Annotated in this window: 20 protein-coding genes; 14 read left to right on the top strand and 6 right to left on the bottom strand. The window is 35.2% G+C overall.

Features of this window, described 5'->3' with window-relative positions; translation table 11 throughout:
- The first annotated feature begins 3 nt into the window (after window positions 1-3).
- From argB to OYT91_RS03280, 6 genes are all read left to right on the top strand, one after another.
- Window positions 4-780: an acetylglutamate kinase gene (argB, locus tag OYT91_RS03305; RefSeq protein ID WP_281239500.1), complete on the top strand. Its 777-nt coding sequence runs from the start codon at window positions 4-6 to the stop codon at window positions 778-780.
- Between the two features lie 55 nt (window positions 781-835).
- Window positions 836-1,936, top strand: a complete 1,101-nt coding sequence (locus OYT91_RS03300; protein ID WP_281239499.1) for a M20 family metallo-hydrolase — start codon at window positions 836-838, stop codon at window positions 1,934-1,936.
- Between the two features lie 227 nt (window positions 1,937-2,163).
- On the top strand, window positions 2,164-3,444 hold the full coding sequence (gene argH, locus OYT91_RS03295) for an argininosuccinate lyase (protein ID WP_281239498.1): 1,281 nt from the start codon (window positions 2,164-2,166) through the stop codon (window positions 3,442-3,444).
- 189 nt (window positions 3,445-3,633) lie between these two features.
- A complete protein-coding gene (locus OYT91_RS03290) occupies window positions 3,634-4,212 on the top strand; it encodes a hypothetical protein (RefSeq protein ID WP_281239497.1) in 579 nt (192 codons plus the stop codon).
- Between the two features lie 203 nt (window positions 4,213-4,415).
- Window positions 4,416-5,414 (top strand): DUF2157 domain-containing protein, encoded by a 999-nt coding sequence (locus OYT91_RS03285; protein ID WP_281239496.1) that lies wholly within the window; start codon window positions 4,416-4,418, stop codon window positions 5,412-5,414.
- Window positions 5,398-6,585, top strand: coding sequence for a hypothetical protein (locus tag OYT91_RS03280; protein ID WP_281239495.1), 1,188 nt, complete (start codon window positions 5,398-5,400; stop codon window positions 6,583-6,585). The genes OYT91_RS03285 and OYT91_RS03280 overlap by 17 nt, the downstream gene beginning before the upstream one ends.
- 144 nt (window positions 6,586-6,729) lie before the next feature.
- Here the strand turns inward: OYT91_RS03280 and OYT91_RS03275 are convergent, their stop codons facing one another.
- Both OYT91_RS03275 and ytxJ read right to left on the bottom strand, forming a co-directional pair.
- Entirely contained in the window at window positions 6,730-7,776 is a 1,047-nt protein-coding gene (locus tag OYT91_RS03275; protein ID WP_281239494.1) for a PDDEXK nuclease domain-containing protein, read from the bottom strand.
- A 43-nt stretch (window positions 7,777-7,819) separates the two neighbouring features.
- Window positions 7,820-8,209, bottom strand: a complete 390-nt coding sequence (gene ytxJ / locus OYT91_RS03270) for a bacillithiol system redox-active protein YtxJ (protein ID WP_281239493.1) — start codon at window positions 8,207-8,209, stop codon at window positions 7,820-7,822.
- A gap of 445 nt (window positions 8,210-8,654) precedes the next feature.
- Here ytxJ and clpB point away from each other — a divergent pair, with 445 nt between their 5' ends.
- Together clpB and OYT91_RS03260 are read left to right on the top strand one after the other, a co-directional pair.
- A complete protein-coding gene (clpB, locus tag OYT91_RS03265; RefSeq protein WP_281239492.1) occupies window positions 8,655-11,258 on the top strand; it encodes an ATP-dependent chaperone ClpB in 2,604 nt (867 codons plus the stop codon).
- Between the two features lie 217 nt (window positions 11,259-11,475).
- Entirely contained in the window at window positions 11,476-12,285 is an 810-nt protein-coding gene (locus OYT91_RS03260) for a KilA-N domain-containing protein (protein WP_281239491.1), read from the top strand.
- A 519-nt stretch (window positions 12,286-12,804) separates the two neighbouring features.
- On the opposite strand, the gene OYT91_RS03255 is transcribed toward OYT91_RS03260, so the two are convergent.
- From OYT91_RS03255 to OYT91_RS03245, 3 genes are all read right to left on the bottom strand, one after another.
- On the bottom strand, window positions 12,805-13,767 hold the full coding sequence (locus OYT91_RS03255; protein ID WP_281239490.1) for a restriction endonuclease PLD domain-containing protein: 963 nt from the start codon (window positions 13,765-13,767) through the stop codon (window positions 12,805-12,807).
- Between the two features lie 6 nt (window positions 13,768-13,773).
- Entirely contained in the window at window positions 13,774-14,886 is a 1,113-nt protein-coding gene (locus tag OYT91_RS03250; RefSeq protein WP_281239489.1) for a DNA cytosine methyltransferase, read from the bottom strand.
- Window positions 14,887-15,505: 619 nt separating this feature from the next.
- Entirely contained in the window at window positions 15,506-16,000 is a 495-nt protein-coding gene (locus tag OYT91_RS03245) for a hypothetical protein (protein ID WP_281239488.1), read from the bottom strand.
- A 1,302-nt stretch (window positions 16,001-17,302) separates the two neighbouring features.
- Here OYT91_RS03245 and OYT91_RS03240 point away from each other — a divergent pair.
- The 5 genes from OYT91_RS03240 to OYT91_RS03220 all read left to right on the top strand — a co-directional run bounded on the left by OYT91_RS03240 (window position 17,303) and on the right by OYT91_RS03220 (window position 22,143).
- Entirely contained in the window at window positions 17,303-18,298 is a 996-nt protein-coding gene (locus OYT91_RS03240) for an SDR family NAD(P)-dependent oxidoreductase (protein ID WP_269223060.1), read from the top strand.
- Window positions 18,299-18,310: 12 nt separating this feature from the next.
- Window positions 18,311-20,020, top strand: coding sequence for an alginate export family protein (locus tag OYT91_RS03235; protein ID WP_281239487.1), 1,710 nt, complete (start codon window positions 18,311-18,313; stop codon window positions 20,018-20,020).
- Window positions 20,021-20,203: 183 nt separating this feature from the next.
- Complete coding sequence (locus OYT91_RS03230) at window positions 20,204-20,803, top strand: nitroreductase family protein (RefSeq protein ID WP_269223062.1); 600 nt, start codon at window positions 20,204-20,206, stop codon at window positions 20,801-20,803.
- A gap of 119 nt (window positions 20,804-20,922) precedes the next feature.
- Complete coding sequence (locus OYT91_RS03225; protein WP_281239486.1) at window positions 20,923-21,570, top strand: HAD family hydrolase; 648 nt, start codon at window positions 20,923-20,925, stop codon at window positions 21,568-21,570.
- Window positions 21,571-21,789: 219 nt separating this feature from the next.
- On the top strand, window positions 21,790-22,143 hold the full coding sequence (locus OYT91_RS03220; RefSeq protein WP_281239485.1) for a hypothetical protein: 354 nt from the start codon (window positions 21,790-21,792) through the stop codon (window positions 22,141-22,143).
- A gap of 337 nt (window positions 22,144-22,480) precedes the next feature.
- Here the strand turns inward: OYT91_RS03220 and OYT91_RS03215 are convergent, their stop codons facing one another.
- Window positions 22,481-23,917 carry a hypothetical protein gene (locus tag OYT91_RS03215; RefSeq protein WP_281239484.1) on the bottom strand — a complete coding sequence of 479 codons (1,437 nt, stop codon included), beginning with the start codon at window positions 23,915-23,917 and terminating at the stop codon, window positions 22,481-22,483.
- 330 nt (window positions 23,918-24,247) lie between these two features.
- Here OYT91_RS03215 and OYT91_RS03210 point away from each other — a divergent pair, with 330 nt between their 5' ends.
- Window positions 24,248-24,532: a YtxH domain-containing protein gene (locus OYT91_RS03210; RefSeq protein ID WP_281239483.1), complete on the top strand. Its 285-nt coding sequence runs from the start codon at window positions 24,248-24,250 to the stop codon at window positions 24,530-24,532.
- Window positions 24,533-24,534: the final 2 nt, after the last annotated feature.

Here is a 24,534-nt window from a genome sequence, read left to right as displayed (position 1 = left end):
AATATGACTCCATTATCAATCATAAAAATAGGTGGCAACATCATCGACGATCCAACCGAATTGGCACAATTCCTTACTGATTTTTCCAAAATAGAAGGATACAAAGTACTGGTTCACGGTGGCGGAAAATCGGCTACAAAAATGGCTAAAAGCATTGGATTAGTGCCCCAAATGATTGATGGACGCCGCATTACCGATGCGCCAATGCTCGAGGTAGTGGTAATGATTTATGCAGGTGAAATCAACAAAAATGTTGTGGCTCAATTGCAGGCGAATACTACTAATGCTATGGGCTTTTCAGGCGCCGACGGCAATTTGATTCTTTCCACAAAAAGAAATCACCCAACGATTGACTATGGCTTTGTGGGCGACGTACAAAAAGTAAATACCTCTTTATTGGAAACATTACTAAAAAGCGGAATAACTCCCGTTTTTTGCGCCATCACACACGATGGAAAAGGACAATTATTGAATACCAACGCCGATACGATTGCCAGTGAATTGGCCATTGCATTATCCGAAGTATTTGAAGTTACTTTGACCTATTGCTTCGAAAAACCAGGTGTTTTGTATAATGCAGATGATGACAGCTCCGTAATCGAAAAAATCAATCACGAATTGTACACCAAATTAAAGGCCGAAAAAGCGATACATTCCGGGATGATTCCTAAATTAGACAATTGTTTCAACAGCTTGTCCAAAGGCGTTCAAAAAATAAAAATTGGACACCACCGAATGTTGCAAAACGTCGGAATTGTTCATACGAGCATTGAATTATAAAAAACAATAACAAACCTAACAGGTTTTTAAAACCTGTTAGGTTTCACGAAAATATATGAAGAACATAGAAACCCTAACACAAGAGGCCATCGCGTTATTAAAATCGCTGATTGAAACTCCTTCCTTTTCAAGTGAAGAAGACCAAACAGCGCTTTTAATCGAAAATTGGTTTCGTCAAAACAACATTCCTTTCGAACGGGAAAACAACAACATTTGGGCTTTCAATCAGCATTTTGATCAATCCAAACCCACACTGTTACTCAACTCGCACCACGACACTGTAAAACCGAATCAAGGTTACACGAACGATCCATTCAAAGCCATCGAAAAAGACGGCAAATTGTATGGCTTGGGCAGTAATGATGCAGGAGGATGTCTGGTTTCGCTTATGGCGGCTTTCGTTTATTTTTATGCCAAAGAAAACCTATCCCATAATATTGTTATGGTGGCTTCTGCCGAAGAAGAAAGCAGTGGTAAGCAAGGTCTAAACAGCGTTTTGAAACATTTACCCGTGTTGGATTGCGCCATCGTGGGTGAACCTACTTTGATGCAATTGGCTGTAGCAGAAAAAGGATTATTGGTACTCGATGTCGTTGTCAAAGGAACCGCCAGTCACGCTGCTCACAACAACCCCGACAACCCAATTTACAATGCGATGAAAGTAATTGAATGGTTTAACACCTACCAATTCGAAAAAATATCAGATGTTTTAGGACCTGTAAAAATGACCGTGACCCAAATCAATGCCGGAAAACAACATAACGTAGTTCCTGCCGAATGCCATTTGGTGGTTGATATACGCGTAAATGACTGTTACAGCAATATCGAGATTTTAGAAACGATAAGCCCCCCAACCCCCAAAGGGGGAGTAAAAGATTCAGGAGTCGAAGTTATTGTGACACCGCGCTCGATGCACTTGAACGCCTCATCTATTCCCGTTTCACACGGTTTGGTACAAGCCGGAATCGCATTGGGAAGAACGACTTATGGCTCGCCTACCCTTTCGGATCAATCGGTTTTGATTTGTCAATCCTTGAAACTTGGGCCAGGAGAATCACTGCGGTCACACTCGGCAGACGAATTTATATATGTAAACGAAATTGAAGAAGGAATCCAATTGTACATCAAAATACTGGGAGACTTTTTGAAAAACTAAAATAATCATCCTGAGCATAGTCGAAGCAAGGAGCTAATCCCGCTATCCGTTGCAATCTTTTTATTTTTAAAGAAAAAATAAAAAGGATTTCCACTTCTATCGGGGCTAGGGCATTAGGGAAACAAGAGGATTTTTTAAAACAAAAAAGTAATTTATTTTAGCATTTTTAGGTTTGAAAACCGAAGTTTCCAAATCTAAAATCTAAAATCTAAAATCTAAAATTGAATATGAAACTTTGGGAAAAAGGAATACCAACCGACAAACAAATCGAACATTTCACCGTAGGAAACGATAGAGAACTCGATTTGGTTTTGGCTAAATACGACGCTTTAGGCTCTATTGCCCACGCCAAAATGTTAGGACAAATTGGACTGTTAACAAATGCTGAAGTCGTTTCTTTGGTTTTAGCTTTAGATGAAATCATAAAAGACATTGCTAACGGGAATTTCGAAATCGAAGACAGCTTTGAAGATGTACATTCTAAAATTGAATATTTACTGACCGTAAAACTGGGCGATGCCGGGAAAAAAATCCACACCGCGCGTTCCCGTAACGATCAGGTTTTGGTCGACGTAAATTTGTATCTGAAAGATGTAGTAAAAGAATTGAAAGAGCAGGTAAAAACGCTTTTTGATTTAATGATGGAATCCGCAGAGAAACACCAAAATGTATTGTTGCCAGGTTACACACACCTTCAAATTGCAATGCCTTCTTCTTTTGGGATGTGGTTTTCCGCTTATGCCGAAAGTCTGATTGATGATATCACAATGCTCAATGCCGCTTTGAAAATTGTAGATCAAAATCCACTTGGTTCTGCTGCGGGTTACGGAAGTTCGTTTCCTATCAACAGAACATTTACTACCAAAGAATTGGGATTTGAAACCTTAAAATACAATTCGGTTGCCGCACAAATGAGCCGAGGAAAATCCGAAAAAACAGTAGCTTTTGCGATGAGCAGTGTAGCTTCTACCCTTTCAAAATTCTCTATGGATGTGTGTTTGTATATGAGTCAGAATTTTGGTTTCATTGGTTTACCTTCGCATCTTACAACAGGTTCCAGTATTATGCCACATAAAAAAAACCCAGATGTTTTTGAATTAATTCGTGGTAAGTGCAACAAGATTCAAGCCTTACCGTATGAAATTACTTTGATCACCAATAACCTACCAAGTGGTTACCACAGGGATTTACAACTCTTGAAAGAAGGATTGTTTCCGGCGATTCAAAACCTAAAAGCGTGTTTGGATATTGCTATTTTCTCTATAAAAGACATCACGGTAAAAGACAACATTTTGAATGACCCTAAATACAACTATCTGTTTACTGTTGATACCTTAAACGAAATGGTAGTTGCGGGAATGCCTTTTAGAGATGCTTACAAAGCCGTTGCCGAACAATTGGAAAACGGAACCTACCAATCTCCAAAACAAACCAAACATACCCACGAAGGAAGTATTAATAATTTGTGTTTGGAGGAAATAAAGAATAAAATGAAGAATTCATATTAATTCAAAAATAATCCTAATTAAAAATCCATAAATACTCTTTATGGATTTTTTTTTGTAACCAATTATACTTTAAAACATTACTAAAACAACTCTAAAAAATAACAATATAAATCAAAAATTTAACACTAAAGAAATAGTATGCATACATAATATTATATATTTTCACAAAAAAATATAAAACTAACCCTAATGAAATTAACCTACACAATTGCATTTTTAGTATGTATCAGCTCTCTTTTATTTAACAGTTGTTCAAGCAATGACGAAACAAAAACAGACTCGAGTACTACTGATAACGCTACCTTAAAAACCTTTACCGATGTTACTTTTTCATTAGACCAATCCGAAGGATATGATGCTGGTCTACTTTTTTCAACAGAATTGGGAAAATCATTTAAAAAAAGCAAGATTGATGCAGCAACTTTACCCAAAATTGATATCGTTTTCTATAGTTCAAATTCTAGTTTAAACTATTTTATGAGCCCCAATAATGCTGATTATGGAATCAAAAATGCTACAGCTTCCATTTTTATTAATGCTCCGAATGATTTAATGACAATTGAAAATTTCAAAAATATAGTAAAAGGTTCTGATTTTGAAACTATAAAAATTGACACCGATGATTATGATTCATTCCCTGATAGCCAAATGCCAAATGTTGTATTATTCAAAAATGCAGCTGGCAAAAAAGGAGCGATCTATATTAAATCGGTTCACAGAGTGGGTTACGATCCAAGAATTGTAGTGGATATTAAAATCCAAAAATAACATTGCTTACTAATTCAATTGTTGAAACCAATTTTTCTAAATAGAAGAGTTGGTTTTTTTATTCCATTTTTAAATCAAAATTAAAGGAAATACAAAAAATGATAATCTGCTCCCATTTCTTATATTTTAAAAATTACTCTTCCTTCACTCTTTAATTCATACTAAAAATTCTATATATTTGAGAAATATCTTAAATAAATAGCATGGCAAATTTCGAAGAACAGGCAACCCAAACGCTTTTTGACAATAATCACATCACCGGAGAACAATTTGAAGCCATTCAAGCGTATCGAGGTTTGAACTTGTTTTCGGTTCACAATGAACTGAAATTTTTACTATACCTTTCGATATTGATGTTTACTTCTGGGATTGGAATTTTGATTTACCAAAATATCGACTCGATTGGACATACCGCAATATTGGGACTATTGCTTTTGGTAACTTTAATCTGTTTTTACTTTTGTTTTAAAAATCATCCGGGTTTCAAAAAAGAAGAAGTTCTATTCCCTAATCCGCTGTATGATTATTTGGTACTTACCGCGGTTATATTGAGCTGTACGTTTGTGGGCTATTTGCAGTTTCAATACCAAACTTTTGGAACACATTTCGGATTGGCTACTTTGGTGCCAACGGTTATCAGTCTTTTTTGCGCCTATTATTTTGACAACAAAAGTGTCTTGTCCATTGGAATCACTGGAATGGCAGCTTATTTGGGACTTTCGGTTAATCCAAAGCATGTTTTTGAAAACGAGATGATTGATAATACCTACTTAAGTTATGTTGGATTGGCCTTTGGTTTAACTTTATTGCTTTGGGTTTTGTATGCTAACAAAATAAATTTAAAAAAACACTTCAATCTGGTCTATCTTACTTTTTCATTGCATTTGGTTAGCATAGCCTGTATCGTCAATTTATTTGAAGAATTCTGGTTGCTTTTTGGTTTAGTTTTGGGAATTGCAACTTATTATTTTTATAATTTAAGTTATCAAATCAGATCCATTTCATTGTTCCTGTTTACAGTTTTATACGGCTATATTGGCATAAATATCCTTTTTGTAAAGATTTTAGATTCCATCCATTTCGAAGATCTATCCTCTGTATTGATATTCACAACGCCTTTTTATTTTATTGGCTCCATAATAGGATTTATAAAATTGATTAAACATTTCAACAAAAACACTACCGATGATAGCATACGATAAAGCACTTTTAAACAACGTTTACCTAGACGAAGAAGCGAATCGATTGAAAGAATCGGGTTTTATTAATCACGAACAATACAAAGCTTTGGGCAATCAATTACCAAGGTTAAAAAGTCAAAACAACCTCTTTATCCGAATTGGTTTCTTTATTCTGGGTGGCATGTTGTATTCTTCGATTTGTGGATTTATATCGCTCTTGGGCATAGGCGTTATGGACAATGCATACTTGTTTTTCATCTATCTTTTTGCTGTAATTGGTTTTGGAGCCAAAGAATATATGTCTAAGAATATGAATTATTTTGGTTTTGGTCTGGATGATGCTTTTATTTTGGGTGGCATTGCAACACTATTGACGGCGGTTGGACTCACTTTTGAACAAAATTATAACACCAACTATCTGGCGGTTATTTTAGTAATGGCAATCGTTTCGAGTATTGCTTATTTGCGATACCTAAATCTGTCTTTGGCACTACTCGCCTGTTTTGGAATAACAGGAAGTCTAGCGTACGCGACATTCGAGTATTTAACAATCGGAAAAACCATTTTGCCTTTTGTGATGTTGCTGTTTTCTGGCGGGTCTTATTTTATTTCAAAAAAAGCATTACAAAATTTAACTGTTCCTTATTATTACAACGGACTGAAACTAGCCAAAGGTTTTTGTCTAATTTTATTCTATCTCGCAGGAAATTATTATGTGGTGAGAGAATTAAATTTTAGCCTGTCTGATGATTATTTCTATGACGGTCAAAGTCCCGAAATTCCTTTTGCTATATTCTTTTGGGCTTTTACAATGTCGATTCCTTTGGTTTATCTCTTTTTCTCATTGAAAAACAAAGACCGAATGATGCTTTGGATTGGTTTTCTGGCGCTTTGCTTTGCCTTTTTCACCTTCAGAATGTATCATAATGTTTTACCTCCCGAAGTGGCTTTGACTATTGGTGGTTTGTTAGTATTTGCTTTTACCTATTTTGTCATAAAAAGAACAAAACACAACGAAACGGGCCTTACTTTTAAAGTCGACCGATTTACCAACCCAAATGCCTTTGCTAATGTTCAAGCGCTTGTGGTTGCTTCGCAATTTGGATTGAAACCCGAAGCAAAAGTCGAGGAATCACCAATGGAATTTGGAGGTGGCGGATTTAGTGGTGGTGGTTCGAATGGGGAGTTTTAGATTCAGACCAACACAAAAAACTTTTAAATACAAATTTCACAGATTAGCACAGCTTTTTAAGCATAATTTAAAAAAATATGTGCTAATCTCTGGAACAATTACAGTAGATTGATAAGTTCTCAAATTATAAAAGGTGATTCCAAATCAAAATTTGGGACTTTTTTCATTTATATATTGCGTAATGCTTTCTACTTTTTCAACAAATTCTTCATTCGTTGGAAAAAACTGTTGCATATCAACCGGCAGATTCGGTGATGTAGAATAAGTGGCCACTCCAATGGGTTTATTAACATCTTGAAGTGCAAATTCTACAATAGTCCTATTTTTAGACTTGCAAATAATGATTCCGATACTAGGCCTTTCGTGTTCCTTTTTGACTTTAGAATTTAGAATAGAAAGATAAAAATTCATTTTCCCTGCAAAATCGGGATTAAACTCATCAATTTTTAAATCGATAGCAACTAAACATTGCAACTCCCGATGAAACAATAAAAGATCGACTTCATAATTTTTATTTTCAACTTTTACAGAAAACTGATTGCCTATAAAACTAAAATCGCCTCCAAGAGCAGTAAGAAAATTTCTAATATTGGTCAATATCGCTTGTTCCAATTGACTTTCAGAATGAGGTTCTGATAGATTTAAGAAATCAAATAAATATTCATCTTTTACAATAAAATTAGCATCATTAGCCTCTTCTAAAGCTAAAGTCGTATCAAAATTGGTTTGATTTAGTATTGTTTTTTGATAATGCTGTGCATCAATGGCATTAATAAGCATCGTCTTAGACCAACTGAATTTTTTGGTTCTATTAATATAAAAAAAACGTTCATGCTCGTCTTTGCATTTTTCAATTATAAGAATATTATGCGTCCAGGGAATTTCTGCCACCAATGGTGGCAGAATTAAATCACTTACATGATATTCTTCATATAATGTTCGCATTCTCCACAAATTTCGAGCAGAAAACCCTTGAATCCCGACAAATTCCTTTTGCAGTTCAATTGCCAAAAGCTCAACAATACTTTTACCCCAACCAAATTCTTGTTGACGTTCGACTATTGCTTTACCAATATTCCAATAAAGCATAACTTGTTCGGCATTTACTTTTTGCAAAGCGCGATATTGCGCGGCTTTGATTTGTTTTTTTATCTCAGAAATAAAAATAATTTGTGAAGACTCTAGTTGCATAGTTACTTTTTTACAAGACTAATATACAAACTACTTATTAATCTTACAACCTCTCCTCCAAATCCTTTGCGTCAATATCACTATGCGAAACATCATAAACCGATTGACCATTTTTAATCAACAACAATTGAGGAGATTGATGAACCACTTTAAAACGGCTCGCTATTTCATTGGAAACATCACGGTGTTCAATTAAATCCAAAAAATAAGTGTCGGTTGCATCAGCCGAATCAAATTCATTTTCAAATTGTTTCAGCGCAAATCTGCTTATGCTGCAACGGGTGCTGTGTTTGAAGATTGCTACCGGCTTTTCATTCGATAACGCAACAATCTCATTCAGTTGGTCTACGTTCGTTAACGGAATCCAATTGATTTTACTTGTTTTGGCCTTATTTTCCTCTGAACTACCAAATAGGGAATTAAATATACTCATTTTGTCGTATTTTATGTCTTTTTGTCTTTATAAAGTAATGAAAATCATAGTTTAAACGTCAAATTGTCCGTAAATTTATAGTGGAATATAATTTGATATTTAATTTGCAAAGTTAGTTATTAAATAGTAAGATTTAGTGAATCGTGAAAAGTGAATCGTGAAAAGTAATTAGCCGATAGTAAAAAAGAATACACATCATCTAATACACAAAAAGAGTAATATTCATCAAAAAAAAATTATGCAGATTTTACGTAATTATTTCACTTATAATCAGCAATAAGTATAAACTTGAGTTTTCATTATTAACTTTTCACTATTAACTTTTCACTATTAACTTTTCACTATTAACTTTTCACTATTAACTTTTCACTATTAACTTTTCACTATTAACTACTAACTTTTCACTATTCACTTTTCACTATTCACTAAAATAAAACCTTTAGACATGAACATTAATAAATTTACCATTAAATCGCAGGAAGCCATACAGCTTTCACAGCAGCTGGTTCAGAGTTTGGGTCAACAGCAAATCGAGAACGAACACATTTTCAAAGCTATTTTTGAAGTAGATGAGAATGTGGCTCCGTTTATTTTGAAAAAACTAAACGTCAATGTGCCTTTGTTTTTACAAATTCTAGACAGTACCATCCAGAGTTTTCCGAAAGTATCCGGAGGTGAAATTCAGCTTTCCAGAACGGCTAATTCTGCATTGAATGAAGCCGAAATCATTGCAAAAAAAATGAATGACGAATACGTTTCTGTCGAACATTTGATTCTCGCTATTTTCGATTCGAAAAGCAAAGTGGCGCAAATCTTAAAAGACCAAGGCGTAACCGGAAAAGGACTAAAAGCAGCAATCGAAGAATTGCGCAAAGGCGAGCGAGTAACCTCTGCCTCTGCCGAAGAAACCTACAATGCTTTGAATAAATATGCCAAAAACTTAAACGAATTGGCTCGATCCGGAAAACTAGATCCTGTAATTGGCCGTGACGAAGAAATCCGTCGTGTATTGCAAATCCTTACCCGACGAACCAAAAACAATCCGATGCTGGTAGGTGAACCCGGAGTGGGTAAAACCGCCATTGCCGAAGGTCTCGCACACCGAATTGTAGATGGTGATGTACCCGACAATTTGAAAGACAAAATCGTATTCTCCTTAGATATGGGAGCTTTGATTGCGGGAGCCAAATACAAAGGAGAATTCGAAGAACGTTTAAAATCAGTAGTTAAAGAAGTCATCGCGGCCGAAGGAGACATCGTGTTGTTCATTGACGAAATTCACACGCTTGTAGGTGCAGGCGGTGGCGAAGGCGCTATGGATGCCGCCAATATCTTGAAACCAGCTTTGGCTCGTGGCGAATTGAGAGCTATCGGTGCAACGACTTTAGACGAATACCAAAAATATTTCGAAAAAGACAAAGCGCTCGAACGCCGTTTCCAAAAAATCATTATCGAAGAACCCGATACCGAAAGTGCGATTTCGATTCTAAGAGGAATCAAGGAAAAATACGAAACACACCATAAAGTACAAATCAAGGACGACGCCATTATTGCTGCCGTAACGCTATCACAACGTTACATCACCAATCGTTTCCTTCCGGACAAAGCCATCGATTTGATGGACGAAGCGGCTTCTAAACTGCGAATGGAAATTAACTCCAAACCAGAGGAATTGGATGTTTTGGATCGAAAAATAATGCAGTTGGAAATCGAAATTGAAGCCATCAAACGCGAAAAAGACGAAAGCAAACTCAAAATATTAGGAATGGATTTGGCCAATCTCAAAGAAGAACGAAATGAGATTTACGCCAAATGGAAATCTGAGAAAGAAGTCGTTGATAACATTCAAATCGTAAAAACCGAAATTGAAGACTTCAAATACGAAGCCGAACGTGCCGAGCGTGAGGGCGATTATGGTAAAGTAGCCGAAATTCGTTATGGAAAAATCAAAGAAGCCCAAGAGCGACTAGCCGTTTTTACCAAACAATTACAGGAAAACCAATCGGGAACTTCGTTGATTAAAGAAGAAGTAACCCGAGAGGACATTGCCGAAGTAGTGGCCAAATGGACTGGAATTCCCGTGATGAAAATGTTGCAAGGCGAGCGCGAAAAACTATTGCATCTGGAAGAAGAACTGCACAAACGTGTGGTTGGTCAGGAAGAAGCCATCGAAGCCGTGAGTGACGCCGTGCGCCGTAGTCGTGCCGGTTTGCAGGATATGAAAAAACCTGTCGGAACTTTCCTTTTCCTTGGAACAACAGGAGTGGGAAAAACCGAGTTGGCCAAAGCACTAGCCGAATACCTCTTTGACGATGAAAACGCGATGACACGAATCGATATGAGCGAGTACCAAGAACGCCACAGCGTAAGCCGATTGGTCGGTGCCCCTCCAGGATACGTGGGCTATGACGAAGGTGGACAATTGACCGAAGCCGTGCGTAGAAAACCGTATTCTGTGATTTTGTTGGATGAAATCGAAAAAGCCCATCCAGACACTTTCAATATTTTGTTACAAGTGCTTGATGAAGGGCGTTTGACCGACAACAAAGGACGTTTGGCCGATTTCAAGAACACAATTATCATCATGACTTCCAACATGGGAAGCCAAATCATACAGGATAAGTTTGAGAACCTGAAAGGAAGTGTCGAAGCCGCCACCGAACTCGCCAAAGTCGAGGTACTCGGATTATTGAAACAAACCGTGCGTCCCGAGTTCATCAACCGTATCGACGAAATCGTAATGTTCACGCCATTGACCACTGCCAATATTACTAGAATTGTAGGATTGCAATTGAATAGCGTTACCAAAATGCTTGCCCAACAAGGCATCACCATGGACGCAACACCCGAGGCCATCGCCCATCTTTCTGAGAAAGGCTATGATCCGCAATTTGGTGCAAGACCCGTAAAAAGAGTGATACAAAGAGAGGTGCTCAACCAGCTCTCCAAAGAAATCCTCGCTGGCAAAGTACATCCCGATAGCATCATCCTACTCGATGCTTTTGATGGCGAACTCGTTTTTAGAAATCAAAGTGAGTTGGTACACTAATATAGCTTACTAAAACCTTTGTCAAAGTTTTGAACTTTGGCAAAGGTCATCAACAACACCAGTCGAAAAGCTGGTGTTTTTTTAATTAAACCATAGACATCAATCAAATCACCAAACATAATTGAAGAATTTTAGTACATTTACTTTTCATTGCAACATCACAACAAAAAAAATTAAAATCTTTTGTTTTAAATAAAAACTGCAAAAAAAATGAGTTATGGCAAAAAGCAAAACAATAAATGTTAAAGGAACTGCAATTACAATTATTCAAAAAAAAGCTTCTGAATTTATATCCCTTACTGATATGTTGAAAGCAAAAGATGGTGATTTTTTTATTTCAGATTGGTTAAGAAATAGAAACACCGTTGAATTCATTGGCATTTGGGAAAGCATCTATAACCCTAATTTTAATTATGGCGAATTCGCCATAATTAAAAGTCAAGCAGGATTGAATAGTTATAAATTAAGTGTCAAAGATTGGGTTGAAAAAACCAATGCAATAGGATTGAAAGCAACTACTGGAAGATATGGAGGCACTTATGCACACCCCGATATTGCTTTTGAGTTTGGAATGTGGATTAGCCCTGAATTTAAAATATACCTCATCAAAGAATTCCAACGTTTAAAAGACGATGAAAATGACAGACTAAAATTAGAATGGAGTTTTCAACGTACACTGGCAAAAGTAAATTACCACATTCATACAGATGCTATAAAACAAAACCTCATTCCCAAGGAACTTGACAAAATCAAAATCAATTTTGTTTATGCCAGCGAAGCCGATTTACTCAATATGGCATTGTTTGGCACAACAGCAAAACAATGGCCTGAGGAACATCCCGATTTGGAAGGGAACATCAGGGATACTGCAACAATTGAACAATTGGTGGTGTTATCTAACTTAGAAAGTCTAAACGCCGTTTTCATACATCAAGGGCAAACACAACCCGAGCGATTAATTCAACTGAACACTATTGCAATCACTCAAATGAAGCATTGGTCAACAACAAACAAATCAAGAATTTAAAATAATACTACTCTATTTCATCCCCCCACAAGAAATCCTCGCTGGCAAAGTACATGCCGATAGCATCATCCTACTCGATGCTTTTGATGGCGAACTCTTTTTTAGAAATCAAAGTGAGTTGGTACACTAATATAGGGTACTAAAACCTTTGCCAAAGTTTTGAACTTTGGCAAAGGTCATCAACAACACCAGTCGAAAAGCTGGTGTTTTTTTTGTTTTAGGAGCAGAAGTATTTGGTTTTTCATCAACTTCACTCCCGCTGTCTTTCCAATCTTTTTAATCTCGCAAAAAAACGAGATTAAAAAGGATTTTCCCTTCCATCGGGGCTAGGCGAGAACTTTTATCTTTCAAAGAACTAATCCAAAAGACCAGATAGCGGGGATTTTGAATCTGTACCAATTCCAATTATCAATCCCCTTTTTTTATTATTCTTTTTATTCTGACTTTGTATATGTACTGTGTGGACACGGATTGAAAATCCGCACGATCGGGATTTAATAAATATTTGATTGGAATGAATTATACTGAAAAATCTAGGAGAAAAGTCTCATCATCTATTTTTTCAATGGTATAATCTGTCCTTCCATATCTTTCCAAATCTTCAACAGTTACTGGAGAACCTAAAGACACTCCAATTCTATTTCTGATATATTTTCCTATTTCACTATTGTCTTTTGTAGAGTGGATTGCTTTCCTACCATCTTGAGCAACAACACAGTCAAAACTGTGACCATCATCAGTTATTAGAGAAAAAGTAAATGCCTTTTCTGGTAAGAAGCCTTCTTTTCTAGAGTCTTGTTTTAAACTTAAATATGCTTGATTGGGCTCTCGCTGACTCCAAGTAATTTTACCAGTAATTTTATTAGTATTTTTTGAGAGTCGTTGCCCCCAATTTAATCCAGATCCTTTTGGTAGAATTCCTTTATTGTCCAAGAAGCTAATTCTTACCCTTTTGTTAGCTATTTCCCATTGAATCTTACTAGGTAATACGCTACCTATGTGAGGAGTTCGATGATATAAAGGTAAAACAATTGTTTCATTTGGAATATATGTACTTCTAGTCAGTAAATCATCAAAAAGACTTTTGATTTGAATTGGATCATCATGATTTAGTTGATTGACTTGTAAATGAGTAAAAAAACCATATTGACTATAGTTTGCAGAACCAGTATAACCAATGCAAGGTTCATCATCATTATACCAAGAATAAACTTTACAGTGCACAGGAGCTGAATTCCTATAATAATATCCTTTAAAATTATTTCCAAACTCATTATGAAGTGCAACAAATGCTAGATGATCACTTTTAGAATTTGGCATACCAATTATAAGATTGATTTCAAAATCATTGTTTATAGCTAATAACTCAACTATATGTCTCCTTGCAAAAGTTGCAGACGCATATCCACTGACAATATACAGTTTATTTGCAATGGCTTTAGGATTTATTAATGCTGTTGGGTAAAGATTATTTATTATCATAAATCTTTAATTTGTTATATAATCTTCAGTTGGTTCCATAACCATTTTACCAAATAAATCTCTATTTCTTGTTTCTATATTTGGTAAAACACTATCATAAGGAATTCTAGCGAAAGTTTTTAAAATAGATTCAAAAATTAATTTAACTCCTTTGGGTGGAACCGCCATACCGATTTGTTTTCTGACACTTTCTTTAGAACCACAAAACACAAAATCATCAGGAAATGTTTGCAGTCTAGCTCTTTCACGATTTGTAAGAGCTCGATTTTCTTCCCAATGGTAAATGTGAGTGCCTCCACCTCCACTTCCAGTTACTGTATAAGCAGGCTTATTTGGATCTAATCGTTTATAGATTTGGCTTATTTGAGCACCTTTTACATTCAATTTTAAATGGTCGGGTATTGTTGCATTAAAAGCATTTTGACCTGGTTTTATATGTTTTAATCTTTCAATTACATTTTCTGACTGTCTTGTGAGTTCATTGTTTGGAGCATTAGTTGGTATAGAAGGTATTTCTATTGCTTCACGAGAAGTAATAGTTTTAGGGTTTTTTATTATAGGAACTTTAAAAGTTAATCCTAAATCATTTCTAATACCAACAATGATAATTCTATGTCTTGCTTGCGGTACTTCATAATTTTCAAATTTATAAAGATTCGCAACAACATTATATCCTGTGGCAGTCAATTCATCAATAATGGTCTGGAAAGCATTTCCATCATTTGAGTTTCTCAATCCTCCAACATTTTCAGCTAGAAACCAACTTGGTTGGAATTTATTTAATGCTTTGATCCCATAAGTATAAAGTGGTCCATAATTTCCTTCAAAGCCTTTTTGTTCACCAACAATTGAAAAATCATTACAAGGAAAACCAAAAGCTAAACCATCAATTTGTGATAAATTATCTATATCAAGTTTTCTAACATCTTCACATATTACTGAGCCTACGTTTTCTGGACAAATATTTTTAGAATAAGTTTCACAAGTATCTTTTTCATAATCATTAGCCCATTCGTGAGAAATCGAATATATTTCACCATTATGCTCGAATGCTGCATCTCTAGCCCCAATAGCTATTCCACCTGGCCCACAAAACAACTCACCTAATCTAAAATCCATATTTTTTTAATTTTTTCAAATTTATAGAATTGATTTCACCAACGGCTTACTTAATAAATTAAATTATCAACAATTCATATAAAAATACTTTATTGTTATTTACCCAGCGCGACACCTATTGCTCGAACCCACAAGCCAAGTATTTTCAATCTAAAACAAAAAGCAACTCCCAAACGGGTTGCTTTTTTTAGTTTACACAGTCTAATTACTACTCCCACATACATAGGCGCGCCTACCAAAACTATTGGCACGCCTATCAAATCTATAGGCGCACCTACAAAAACCATAAGCACGCCTACCAAAACCATAGGCGTGCCTATCAAAATCATAGGCGTGCCTACCCAATATTATGGCTCGCCTAAACAATTAAGAGGCGAGCCTATCAAAAACATAGGCGATGCCTACCAAATCGATAGGCGCGCCTATTAAAATTGTACGCGACGTCTACCAAAAACATAGGCGAGCCTACTAAAATTGAAGGCGCGCCTATCAAAAACAAAGGCGACGCCTACCAAATCGATAGGCGCGCCTTACTATTAGTATGGCGCAGCATTCCATAAAAAAAGCCAAGCTGTTTTTTAGGTAGCTTGGCTTTTAAAATTAGAATCAAGTTTTGTACTTAATTTAGCTCTTCTGGAGTTACAGGAACTTTAGGCTCTTCCTTTTTATTGGCATAACGCTTGTTCCATTGGTCTACTTCGCCCATGGCAAGGTCAAGTGAACCTTCATTTCCTCGAGATACCTGCAAGTTTATAGCGTAACGATCTACCAAAGTCATTACATCAGTTGCAGCGCCCAACTGAATTTCTTCAATAGTTTCCATTGCCTGCATTAGTGCCATTTTGTTAGCTTCTAGATTATTGTAATAATCTAAAAGATTGGCTAGTTCTGAGGGAACATCGGCACGGCTCAATGAATTGGGAAATTGATTGGCAATTCTAGAGATTAAACGGGCATACCCTTCCCTGCCTTCCGCCATAGAACGCGTTCCTTTTTTTTCCTCATCGGTCAAATTAATTTTAAAGGGATTCAAAGGAGTTAATGCTGTATTAACAGCGGTTGTAAAAGCAGTCAATACTGCCGGTGACGCAATGGTAGTAATCAATTTAGACATAAAATGTTGGTTATTTGTTAATAATAATTGAATTTAAAAAAAATTCTTACATTACTATTCTTATATTTGATAATTAACAACTATTTAACACCTATTCTTCTTACAAATAGTAATTTCATTCCTCGCAAATATGCAGTGATTCATAGAAACCAGTGATCTCATGCAATATCTAAGCCCAATATTGTCATCCCGAGGAACGAGGGATCTCAGTTACTAAATCGAAAAAGCAATTCATTTTTCTCTTAGAATGTGGACCTACTTGATGATATACTACCCGATGACGCGGATATATTACCGCAACGATAGGCGGATTTGCAATCCGTGCCCGTTCCTATTCTAAAACCCAACTTCTTTTTCTACTTTTAAAATAATTTAATCTTTTATCAATATCCAGTGTCTATATACTTTGTGGGCACGGATTGCAAATCCGCTATCAGGATATAGATCATAAAAATCACAAACATAAAAACGTACATTTTATTCATTTCAACCCTTTTTATGCTACGCCCAGCAAAATAGGGCATCCAAAGAAAAAATAATGCCCTGATGAGCGCTTCGGAACGCCTGATACAAGCTTCGGATTGCCTGTTGTATGCTTCGGATAGCCTGTTACATGCTTCTGAATGCCATTTTTAATCTTCGGTCAAGTAATTAGCTGCTTCGGATGAGGTGTTACGGTTATCGGATATCTTGATTACTACTAAGGAACACTACCGCTAGGTAAAGTTTCCCGATTTTTTTCCGTGAATATATTTAGAATTCATTCGGAATGTTAATCAGTTTCTTTTATAAAGATATCGAGTTACTTACTTAAATAGTAAGTACAATATTTCCTGTTGGTTTAAATTAATGTAAATACTTTTGAGCAACAGTATCAAAATAAAGTATTTATATTTTAAAGAAAACATTCCCCTAACCCCTCTCAAGATAGGAATTCAATTCTGCTACCATTTAACTCTTAGATGTTTATTAAGTCAATAATTGGGGAAAGATAAACTACAATTCGCACTCACCTATTCAAGTTTTTTGTTGCTTATTTCCAATGAGTGACTACTTAAATTAAAAAATAATCTCTACTCTACAAAATATAAGTCACAAACGATTCGATAATCCAGAAAACATTACAAAGAAGAACCTTATGAAAATTTTGAAAAAAATTGTAAATCAAAACTATAAATACTAAAATAAAATATTAATTTTATTAAAAAATTAATATTCTGATTAAAACATTTAACAGAAACAAAAAAATAAGACTTTATTATTTAGATACTTACAATTATTAATTCAAAAAAAAATGGTATTATGAAAACACTAAACTCATTGGTTTGCGCAGCTACTGTAGCATTGTTTTTTGCGGTGTCAGCAAATGCTCAAAATGCAACAAAACCACAAAAACGAAATGTTACGCGTCTTGACAAAGACTATTTCATCCCTAACCGTTTTAAAGGAAAAACAATTATCATTACTGGTGGTGCCCGCGGAATTGGTAAATGGACTGCCATACGTGCGGTCAAAGAAGGAGCGAATGTAGTGATTATGGACTGGCTTCAAGAATTAGGACAACAAGTTTCTGACTCTATCAACAAAGTGAATGCAAAAAGTGGTGGAAAAATAGTTTTTGTGAAAGGAAACATTCAAATTGCGGCAGATTGTGATCGAATGATTCAAGTAGCCGTTGAAAAATTTGGTAAAGTAGATTATGCTTGTCTCAATGCCGGTGTCATGGATGGCGTATTTTCGGGTACTGAATTTGAATTCAACAAAGAACAAAGAGCACTCATGCCTGCCTCTATAACAGATGCAACCGATGAATACTGGGATAATACGTTCAAAACGAATGCCGCTGGTACTTTTAAATCTTTACGTTCTACCTTAACTCAATTACTGAAACAAAATAATGGAGGCTCTGTGGTGCTTGTAGGTTCTATTGCGGGTATGACTGGTTTATCTGGAAACCCTGCTTATGTTGCCAGCAAACACGCGGTAAATGGGTTAACACGCAATGCTGCCATTGATTATGCGCCTTATGGCATTAGAGTAAATTCTGTTAATATGGCAGAAACCCAAACACCAATGGTCGATCGTGCAGGGAAATTTGTAAAAGCTACAGTTGCTGCTGGTGAGGGATTTGGAATGGGAGCCATAAAAACGATGAGTCTTCTTAAATATTGCGACTCAGAACATAGAGGATCTTACCCTTGGGAACAAGCTTCAAATATTCTATACCTTCTCTCAGACGAATCTTCAGCTCTTACTGGAACCATAATGGCTACAGATGGAGGATGGACTGATTTTTAAATCATAAAATATATGAAGAAACTAATAAAAGGGTGCTTATTATCGATTATAATAAGTACCTATTCTTTTGCTCAGTCCAATAACCCGATATCAATCTACGAAGGTACAAACATACAATCCATACATTTTGTATATGAGAACCAACCTGTTGATACTACACTTTATGCTGCATATACAAGAGTAATTGAAGACACATTTGCCGTAAGTACACAAACACAATTTAATAGTTTCCTTACCTCTTATAACATCTCAAAAATTAACCTATTGCCTTTTGTCGAGAAAGCATCGCCTTTGGTGACAACCTCCTCCCAAAATGCAGTAGAGTTAACCATAAATGTTAAGTTGATTCCGGTTACAGACCAAGATGCCAACAAAGTAAATGTTGCCAAGGATAAAAATCTTTTTCCAGTACTTTATAATACCGAAAATGTATTTGTGACACTAAAATCTGCCGCCTCCGAAATGGTATATTCTAATGATAATGCGTGGTTTTCTCAACCCGAACAGCTGACGAACGGTAATCCATTAGCCGAAAAACCTGTGGGAGATGGCTATACTGCATGGCTCGAAGGGTTTGCCAGTGCCGGTATTTATGGAATTGCAAAAGTTATTCCAAAAGCAAACATCCATCTCTATGGTGGCGTAAATTATCTGGTGTCCTTCTCGGCAGGTAACGAACTTTTTACTGACAAATCAAGAATTTATGGTGATGTTGAAGAGGCTTTTGTGGGTTTTGTGGGTGGTGGCCGCACAAATAATGACAAAGCATATAAATACAACTTGTGTTATGGTCGTAAGCAATTTACTCTGGGTGATGGTTGGTTAATTGTTAATACTTCAATGAATGGATATGATCGGGCTTCTTTACAACTAAACCCGCGATGGGCAGGAAAAGAATTATTTACTGCAGATATTGTTTATGACAAAATACTACTGCAAGGTTTTAGCTTAAGACCAAATGAACTTGATATTTTGGATAGTAAAACAACAATAAAAGGAATAAACCTTCAATTGAAAAACAAAAAAAATGGAATCCTAGGCTTAAGTTATCTGAATGTTTCAGATTCAAATTTCAATTACTACATGCCTGATGGAACAGTGCATAAACGTGACGGACTTCAGGTTTACAATGCTCGCTTTTTCAAATCAACGGGAGAAGGTGGTGGCTTGTTTTACAAAACGGAGGTTGGTTATCAGCGTAATCCTAATTTTGATATGAAAGCTTTGGCCTATTATGGAGAGCTTGGTTGGAGTTTTATCAATTCTAAAGGTGCTCCTACAGTTAGTTATCGATATGCTTATTTTAGTGGTGATGATGCCAATACTGCTTCCTATAATCGTTGGGACCAACTCTATACAGGAGGAAATGGCGAGCAATGGGTACAAGGATCTAACATGTATAAGATTGTACAAAACAGTAATGAAATAAGCCACCGTTTGCAAATTGTTTATAAACCATTAAAAAAAACACAATTGGTAGGACAGTTTTGGCTTTTTTATGCGGCTGAAAAAAATAATATTGGAGGAAATCCGGCTTTATCTACACTTCAATCCAATTTTTACGGAACAGAGTACAATCTAACTTTTAAATATTTTCATTCCAGCAATTGGTACTTCCATTTGAATACAGCTTATACACTTCCAGGAGGAGCTATAAAAGATAATGTATCCGATACTAAAAACTGGTACTGCTTGTCTATTTTTGCGAGATATTCATTTTAAATTATACAAATACCAAAAAAAAAAAAAACACCTATAACTACTGTAAATTTACAATCCTTGATCATTCCAATTGTTCTGTCAATTTTGGTTATTTCTATTTTTAAAAATGTACGTACTACCAATGTATTAGGTTAACTTTGTAACTGTAATAACTACTATAGAAATCAACAAAAAAATACAGCCATGAATATTTTAGAATTAATACAAAAAAGATATACCGCAAAGAAATACAACGCTGACAAAGAAATACCACAAGAAAAAATTGAGGATTTGAAAGCCATTTTGCGACTCACTCCTTCTTCAATAAATATCCAACCTTGGAAATTTACATTTGTCCAAAATCCAGAAATTAAAGCAAAATTAGCTTCCGTTTCCATGCACAATGAAGAAAAAATAAATCAAGCCAAACTATTAGTGGTGTTTAGTGTTGTGGATGATTTGGATGCTTTTCAAAAAGTGGTCGACAAGGAATTTCCACAAGCTAGAAAGGACTGGTACAATCAAATTAAAGCCAATATGCCAGAAGCTGATTTGAAGACATGGTTTTCCAAACAAGTATATATTGCATTGGGGGTTGGTTTGACGGCTAGTGCAGCACTTGGCCTTGATTCAACTGCGATGGAAGGTATAGAAACGGATAAATACCACGATATTCTCCAAATGTCAACATACAAACCACTTTTTGCAATGGCGGTAGGTTATGGTTCCGAAGATGATTTTAACCGAATCGAAGTAACACCAAAAACCAGAAGATCTCTAGAGAATGTAATTGAAACTATATAAAACAAAACGGGATTAAACTTGCTTTACTTTCCAAGAAGATAATCAATATCCGTAACTTTGAGAAATTCCCCAAACAAGAATTGAAATGGCTCTTCTTTCTATAAATTAAAAAACAAAAAATGAAGTTTAAAGGAGTTATTTTTGACTTAGACGGAACATTAGTAAATTCATTGGAAGACATTGCAGATGCTATGAATAGCGTGCTTCAAGACCTCAACTACCCTACTCATAGTTATGATGCTTATCAATATTTCATTGGTAGTGGTTTACGTAATTTGGTTAGCAAATCACTACCAACAACACATAAGGATGAAAAAAGTATTGAGAGCTGTTACCGTTTAATGATTGAAGAATACCGTGATGCTTGTACTCATAAAACAACATCGTATGAAGGAATAATCGAATTATTGAATTATTTAATTTCGAATAATATGAAAATGGGCGTGTTCTCTAATAAATCGGACGAACTAACCAAGAAAATCACGGCTGCTTTGTTTCCTAACTATTTTGATTCTGCAGTGGGATTAACCACTGAATCACTCAAAAAACCCAATCCCACCGAAGCTTTGGTAATAAGCAAAAGCATGGGACTAAAACCAGAAGAAATAATTTTCGTAGGTGATTCTGGTATTGATATGCAAACGGCCACTAATGCCAATATGTTTGCAGTGGGCGTTTCTTGGGGCTATCGACCAAAAGAAGAATTGATTGAAAATGGTGCAAAACAAGTAGTAAATCATCCTTTGGATTTAATTCAGATTTTGTAATCTCAGATTATAAAGTTTTATATTACAGTCCGCAAAGTGTACCCTATCTATTTTTTTTCAATAGATTGTTGCCTTTTTATAAATCGAGATAATCTGCTTTTAGCTGTTCTTAATTGTACTGTTGCTCAATATTTTAAAAATTATTTTTAACAATTTCATCTATTTGTCATAGAAACAGTATATCTTTATGTTTATTTTATTCATTAAAAATCATTTCATATGCTAGATTCAAAATCCAATAGAAGAAATTTTTTCAAATTCCTAGGTTTGACAACAGGAGCAACATTAATCAGTCCTAGCAGTTTTGCATCCCATTTGGATCAAACTGAGATCAAAAAATTAACTAGCGAACAAAAAGAATTTATTATTCTCCATGAAAAATGGATGGATGAATTCATTGAAGTAATTAGGGTTCGAAAAACGGAACCAGAAAATCGTGAAAACAATAAAAAGATGATTGCAATTACCGAAATGGCTGAAGAATTTAAACCAAAACTTAATGAATTCATGAAAGACGGTGTTTTTGCCGTGATCTATAAATTATCACTTGAGCGAATGACCAAAGAAATCTAATTAGAAACATCGTTTGTAACATAGAATCCATTTTGAAACAATAATTCGGTTTTTAATTCTATGGTTTAAACTTATTTTCGTTATTGAAAACATAAACCAGATGGTTTCAGAATATATGTAAAGCAACTCATAAAGGGTTGCTTTTTTATTTTATCAGATAAAGCTTTTGAGTTTACAAATACTTTTACAAAACAATACTATTCTGCAAGCAAAGCTTTTGAAATTAGAAAATAGCCTAATAAATACAAAGCACAAAAAAACCACAGACTTTTGCTGTGGTTTTGTGTTTTGAATTTAAACCAGAATTTAGAAAAAATAAAGGCTTAATTCAATTGCTTTAAATTCCTTTCAAACGCAACAGATATTGTTTATTGATTTCATTAACATGTTGTTGTTTGATTTCCTTTTTGTTCAATCCATTCAAACTTTGTACATAACCCGTAAATACATGACTAATAAAAAGTGGCGAAACTGTGTTTTCGGAAGATGTGTTGTGGCAAGAGAAGCAATTCACGAGATTACCCACTGTAGTTCCATGTATAGAAGATGGTTTTCCAAATCCTACCTGAACATACGTTTCCATAGTAATATTATATGCTGCAACAGAACCTCTGGCTAATTTTCCAGGTTCAGATTTCGAAAGCTTGTAACTCAACGAGTCCAATAAGGCTGCTTGAGATTTAGTTCCGACATATCCTTCGGTATTGATCCATAGCGAACCATTATAGAAATAGTTGTTCCAAACCCCTTTCAGTTGTTTCTTTACACTTTCATTAATTGTACGAATATTACTAAAGTTCTCTGAACCATTTTGACTTGTTTCCATGAAAAGCTGAACATTAAAAGATCCTTTCATTGCTTTTTCAACAGGAACCCCATATTTATAAACAGAAAAAACATCGGTATAAACACCATTTCCAGAAGTGATGTTCTTAACGGTAGCTGTAGTACTTTTGTTAAAAAAAGGATAATCAACCGTGCTAGTTACTGCTGCATCAGTTGTTGGAGTAGCTTTAGCCCAATCATACGCAGGAGCAAGATTTTCATGTTCAAAAGTAGCCCATACAAATTCAGGGTGATTCTCTACAACACCCACCACGTGCATTCCCAAAAGCGCCACTCTAGTTTTTACCCCATTAATTAGACCATTAGTAATATAATAAGAGGTTGTATCCTTAAGAACGCTTGCATTTATCCAAGAGGTTTTAAGTTCTAATGCACCTACAGGAAAGGTTATATCCTTTAAAGAGGAAGGATCTTTTTTGGCTATTGGTCCATATTTTAACATTGTAGCATACAGCAGTTTGTCCATAAATATTGAATAATAAACGGTAGTGGATGGTGGAACACCTGATACATAATTTGGTGTTGTTAAAATATCCGTTGTAGAACTAGCCTGAGCCGTATCTGTCAAAATAATCCCTTTATTCTGATCTAATTTTTGACCAGATGAAGACACTTGTATCAAACTATCCATAAACTGTGGTCGTCCATTTACCTCATTGGTTAGCCATAGAAACTTTTGCCATGACCATTGATGAAAATCGCAATTGCTTACCGTTGCATTATTTGCAAATACACTTGTTGGACCTTCATTAGGTGCAGGCGTTTTTCGGGTATTATTTACCGTAACAAACCAACTTGCCGGTGCTATACAATCGGAAACAGTGGTGCTAGAATAATCAACTGTTTCTACTTTTGTTTTTGAATCGTTTTTGCAACCACAAAACGTGATTAATCCAATTAATAATAATAACTTTTTTGTTGTTTTCATGTGATTTTACTTTTTAAAAATTTGAGGTTATTTTTTTTGTCAATATGAAACTACGTAATTAACAAGTAGAATTTAAAAATATGCTTCAAGGCATACATATTTAGGTACAAAGACACTAAAAATGTGTATCATTAAACCTACATAACTCATTTGCAATCTGTAAATCATGCAACTTTTCATAAAAATAGTATAAAAGAAAATCCCTTTAAGAACCTCACCTTTACAGTGGATAAATTGTTTTATATCAATAAACACAAAGAAAAAAATTTGTACCTATTTTGTACTAAAACAAGTAATATTCAAACAAAAAAACAATTTAATATAATAATTATGAGCACAAGTAAAGTAGTATTAGGAACTGTGGCAGGTCTTGCCATAGGTGGAATTTTAGGAATTCTTTTTGCACCCGATAAAGGGTCTGTAACACGTAAACAAATCATGGACAAAGGAAGTGATTATGCAGATGATTTAAAATCAAAATACAATGAGATTGCTGATTCTATTTCAGAAAAACTTCAAAATGCAAAAGAATTTGCACAAGAGTTGACAGAAGATACGAAAGCAGAATTTGATGAAGCAAAAAAAAATACCAATCATATTGTTTCAAATTATTAACC

Source organism: Flavobacterium praedii (assembly GCF_026810365.1).
Classification (GTDB): domain Bacteria; phylum Bacteroidota; class Bacteroidia; order Flavobacteriales; family Flavobacteriaceae; genus Flavobacterium; species Flavobacterium praedii.
Note: the sequence above shows the minus strand (reverse complement) of the source record. Positions and strands in the feature narration are given on the sequence as shown.